A 4,840-nucleotide genomic window follows, 5' to 3' on the forward strand; every position below is an offset into this window, starting at 1 on the left:
GCAAAGTCCCACCCACACGGTCAAATACCTCTCAAAAAAGCCGAGCTCGTGTTCTTCCTGCATGAATATCAGCTCATGTTAAATGATATTATGAATAGCAAGAACTAACAAAATCCTATCTCGATGCATATCTCAATATTTGCATCTACTCATATAATATTACAGCTGCCAGCCGCTGTCAAACGCATCTTTTCTTTTGTTTTTCGCCTGTCTGTTATTTGCCCATTTTTCAGTTTGACAACTATATTCTAATATCGTAATATAATAACTGCAGGACTAAATTTAGCGTTGCTGAGATCAAAATAGAGGAGGGTGAGAACAATCGGAGATAAAAAACTTTATGAAGCCAGATCGGAGGTAGCCAAAGCTCTCTCTCATCCCACCAGGTTGAAAATCGTGGATCTGCTGGCGGAGGAAAAAAAGCTCTGCGTTCAGGATTTTACCGACCGTCTGGAAACAAGTCAGTCGACCACTTCCAAACATCTTAAAATTTTGCTGCAGGCCGGCGTGGTCGGGCGGGAAAAAAGCGGATTGAAAAACTACTATTCGCTGGAAGTTCCCTGCATAGCTGGATTTTTCGACTGTCTTGACCAGATATTGCGGGGAAAATATCTCGATAAGCAGGATGAGCTCAATCTGGGCTGAAAAAAATTTCCTTGTGAACGAAGCTTTATATCTTACAGTACAACTAAATGAGTTTTTTTTACACGCCTATTAACCAACTGCAGACAGGAAGATCCAGTAAAAAATAAAAGGGGGAGATATCAATGAAAGTGGAAGTTTTAGGACCCGGCTGCCAGAACTGCAAAACTCTGGCTGAAAGAGTAAAAAGAGTGGCTGAAGATCAGGGGCTGGAGAAGTTCCCTCTGAAGATAAAATAAAAAAGATACTGCAGGGATAATCAGGCCGGTGAGAGAACGCTTGCAAATTTTTTCAAGCTCTTTTAACTTCCGCCCTGATATAATCACACCCTCCGGGTGAGAGTACGCCGGTGAAATAAAACCGCTCCTCCTACAATGATCAGCATAAATCCAGTCAGAACTGCTCCCGATATTAAAGGAGAAAGATAATTATTTCCGGCATAGGCCGCTCTTAAAAGCTCTACAGCATAGGTGACAGGAGAAATATAGCTCAAAACTCTCCCCCAGAAGGGCAGTTCTGCCAGCGGCACAAAAATTCCGCTGATGAAAATAACTGGCAGTCTGATGGAATTGGCCAGCATCATGACATTGGAAGGTTTATCGGTGGGCAGGGCGGCAAAAGCGCTCCCCAGACCGGCAAAAAGCAAAGACGCTATTATGGAAGTTAATATCAGCAGGGGAATGCTGGCCACTTTAACCCCCAGAAAGATATAGGAAAATAGTACAATTATTATCGCCAGGAATAAAGAAAAGAAAAATCCCGCTAAAATATCGCCGATCACCATAATCCATCTCGGCATCGGCAGGGCCAGCAGCCTTTCCAGAGTCCCGGTCCTGGTTTCCCAGGGTGTAATAAAAGGCCCTACGGCTGATCCCGCAAAAAAGAAGGTGATCCCCAGCAGTCCGGGCAGAAGTTCCAAAAAACCCAGATCTCTTCCCAGAGCAAAAGCAAAGAATAGACAGAAAGGAAATAACACTCCAAAGATGAGAACAGGGCTTTCGCTGTAATATATTTTGATATTTTTTTGAGAGATGGCAGCCAGCTGCTGCAGCCAGAGCTTAAATCTGCTGATTCTCATTGTTTAATTCACCTCCGGTCAATTCCACAAAAACATCCTCCAGATCAGGTTCTAAGATATTTAAGCCAGCTATTTTTTTATCACCTATTCTACTGATCAGCTCTTTAACAGCCCTGTCAGGGTTATCTGTATAATACTTCATTTTATTGCCCTCTTTTGCTGATTTAGAAATATATTCAAGCTCCGACGGCAGCGGATAATCTCCATCTTCAAGACAGAGCTCTACTGTCTGCAGTTCTTTGAAAGTATTCTTCAAATTTTCGGGAGTATCTATGGCGGCAATCCGCCCTTTATTTATTACTGCTACCCGGTGGCACAGCTGATTGGCTTCCTGGATATTGTGAGTGGTAAGAAAAATAGTGCTGCCTTTTTGATTTAAATCCTGTATAATTTCATGCATGATTCTCGTGCTCTGCACATCAAGGCCCCGGGTGGGTTCGTCCAGAAAAAGAATTTCAGGATTATTGATCAACGCCATTCCCAGTATAACCCTCTGAGTCATGCCTTTAGAGTATTCTTTGACTTTATCGTTCATCCTGTCTGCCAGGCCCAGTTTTTTCAACAATTTTTTTGTCTTCTCCTCTATATCTTCACCGCTTAAACCGTACATTCTGGCCATGAATTTGATATTCTCCCGGGCTGTCAGTTCATGATAGGCATTGGCAGCTTCCGGCACCACGCCGATTCTCAATCTGGCCTCCACAAAATTTTCTTCAAGATCATATCCAGCCAGCTCTATTCGCCCCCGGTCAGGTTTTAAAACACCGGTGATCATTCTGGCCGTGGTCGTCTTGCCAGCTCCATTTGGTCCTAAAAAACCGAATATCTCTCCTTTCTGAACTGAGAAATCTATCCCTTTTACAGCTTCGATATCGCCAAACTTTTTATGCAGGTTATTAATTTCTACAGCACGTTCCATAAATTTATTCAACCTCCAGACAAAATATTTTCTCTAAAATGCATCCTAGAATTAAATCATATCTCTTTTATCAAGGTAATCTACTGTTACAGATGATCTTAAAATAATTCAACATTATCAGCCGGAAAATCTTCCGTCATCTTCAGTCTCAGAAAGTTTTTCAATATTATCTTCCAGCCAGCCAATTTTAACATTCTCTCTATCATCGAACTGGGGGACATAAGGTTTGATATCGATCACTGGAGTGCTATCAAGCATATCTACATTCTTTATGAATAAAATGTTATCTTCTATCCTGTCGAGCTTCACCACAGAAAGTCCGATGGAATTAGGACGGCTGGGAGCTCTGATGGAAAAAACACCGTGTTTTTCGTCCTCCATAAAAGGCTTTGTCTGCAATGAGTATTCTCCCGCTTTATGGCAGTGATAAAGAATAATTAGGTGAGAAAAACCCTCCAGATCCTTTAGCCCCTTTTTGTATTTTTGACCTAGAATTATTTTGCCTTCTTCAGTACCGGAAGATGTGGGTTGTATGGGAGTCCCCTCCGGTTCTTTGAAAGAAGATCTTACCTCACCTATGGCTTCATATTTTATTTCCTTCATGTTTTATTATCTCCTTCTGTAAGATTATATAAAAATTTCTGTCAATTGTATCCTGATTCACGTTTGAGGAAGGTGAAATAATTTGATTATAGACTAATCTGCCGGCAGAGTATTGATTACCAGGTAAATTAGAAAGCCCACTATTAAAACTGCTGTGCCGGCTATCAGATAAATAGCCTGATACCCCCAGAAATTGAGCAGCAATCTGTTTATGGTCACTCCAGTTCCTCCGCCCACAAACATGTTGAAAGAGGCCAGGGACATCACCGTTCCGCGCTGCCGGGGCATCTGTTTTTGGGCTGTGACCAGTATAGTGGATTGTAAAGTGACGAAAGCCAGCCCAAAACCGATAAGGGCCGGGACCGCGAAAACCAGGCCGGGCCAGAAGCCCAGGGGCAGCCAGGAGATAATACCTACAAGACCAGCCAGTATTAAAAGCTTAGGTCCCAGCAGCTGGCGCATGTTTCCTACATTGCGGCCGCCTGTGAAGGCTGCCAGACCAAAAAGAGTCAATATTAGTCCTACCACCAGTATATTATAACCGGTCATTTCCACGAAAAAATCTCCCAGATAGGTGAAACTGCCGAACACGGCAAAACCTATCAGAAAAAGCAGCGCAACTGTCTTGAGTAACATAGGACGCTTAAAAGCATTGCTGTAGGCCCGGCGAAAGCTGAGTTTTTCGGCTGTTCCTTCATCAAACTGCAGCGATTTGAGGATTATTACAACTATGACCAGTTCCGCAACTCCATAGGTTAGATAAACAAGCCGCCAGGAACCAATAAATGACAGGCCGCCACCTATAGCTGTGGCTGCTGCCGCTCCCAGAAAGAAACTGCCCATCATCTGGCCGATGGCATTCATCACAGCCCGGGGCTTATTAAAAATATCCCCTATGTAGGAGACTGACACCGGCAGTATGGCAGCGGCAAACCCTCCGTTTATAGCTCTGACAGCCAGCAGGGAAGGGAAATTGAAAGCCAGCGCCCCCAGGCTGCTGAAAATCGCCGTGCCGAAGGAGGCTATCGTGATAATTCTCAGTTTGCCATACCTGTCTCCCAGCGGTCCGAAAATAAAGGTAAAAAGTCCAAAAGGGATCATATAGGCCACTACCACCATGGCTGCTGTGCCGATCTCCAGGCCAAAATCCTGAGCAATATCTACCAGCATGGGTGAAGCAGCATAATTATCCCCCATCACCCAAAAACCCATGGCTCCTAACAGCAATACCGCCGTTTTTGCGTCATTTTTTCCTGACATGTTCCAGTTGAATCCTCCCTCCATCGATACAATAATCCGGATGTGCTGGATATTAAAGACGTGCACAGATAAATCTATCCGCTGCCTATCAGAAAACTTTTATTTAGTTATTTTCTTAATCAAATTGTAGTATACTTAATTAGATTTGTCAAATGATCGCTCTTTTAGTGAGGCCGGCCTCAATACATGATGGATCTTCTTTTTATCAGCTGGTAAATAGGTGTGTCAAAAACATTATTTAGATGTGCTGTAAGATATAAAGCTGCGTTCACAATGAAATTTTTCCCCGGCATAAGTTTAGTTTTCGGCCAAAAAATTGCGCTTCCTTCGCAAAAGCT

General features: G+C 43.2%; 6 protein-coding genes. 2 read left to right on the forward strand and 4 right to left on the reverse strand.

Annotation, left to right across the window (positions count from 1 at the left end):
- The first annotated feature begins 312 nt into the window (after positions 1–312).
- Together BLT15_RS12710 and BLT15_RS12715 are read left to right on the forward strand one after the other, a co-directional pair.
- A complete protein-coding gene (locus BLT15_RS12710; RefSeq protein WP_089762416.1) occupies positions 313–645 on the forward strand; it encodes an ArsR/SmtB family transcription factor in 333 nt (110 codons plus the stop codon).
- A gap of 122 nt (positions 646–767) precedes the next feature.
- A complete protein-coding gene (locus tag BLT15_RS12715; RefSeq protein ID WP_089762418.1) occupies positions 768–881 on the forward strand; it encodes a thioredoxin family protein in 114 nt (37 codons plus the stop codon).
- 83 nt (positions 882–964) lie between these two features.
- On the opposite strand, the gene BLT15_RS12720 is transcribed toward BLT15_RS12715, so the two are convergent.
- From BLT15_RS12720 to BLT15_RS12735, 4 genes are all read right to left on the reverse strand, one after another.
- Positions 965–1,720, reverse strand: a complete 756-nt coding sequence (locus BLT15_RS12720) for an ABC transporter permease (RefSeq protein WP_089762420.1) — start codon at positions 1,718–1,720, stop codon at positions 965–967.
- Positions 1,701–2,639, reverse strand: a complete 939-nt coding sequence (locus BLT15_RS12725) for an ABC transporter ATP-binding protein (RefSeq protein WP_089762422.1) — start codon at positions 2,637–2,639, stop codon at positions 1,701–1,703. The genes BLT15_RS12720 and BLT15_RS12725 overlap by 20 nt, the downstream gene beginning before the upstream one ends.
- Positions 2,640–2,756: 117 nt before the next feature.
- The gene (gene tsaA / locus BLT15_RS12730) at positions 2,757–3,242 is read right to left on the reverse strand and encodes a tRNA (N6-threonylcarbamoyladenosine(37)-N6)-methyltransferase TrmO (protein WP_089762424.1); all 486 of its coding nucleotides are present in this window, start codon (positions 3,240–3,242) and stop codon (positions 2,757–2,759) included.
- Positions 3,243–3,335: 93 nt separating this feature from the next.
- Positions 3,336–4,502: an MFS transporter gene (locus BLT15_RS12735; RefSeq protein WP_159429965.1), complete on the reverse strand. Its 1,167-nt coding sequence runs from the start codon at positions 4,500–4,502 to the stop codon at positions 3,336–3,338.
- Positions 4,503–4,840: the final 338 nt, after the last annotated feature.

It is taken from the genome of Halarsenatibacter silvermanii, from assembly GCF_900103135.1.
GTDB lineage: Bacteria > Bacillota > Halanaerobiia > Halanaerobiales > Halarsenatibacteraceae > Halarsenatibacter > Halarsenatibacter silvermanii.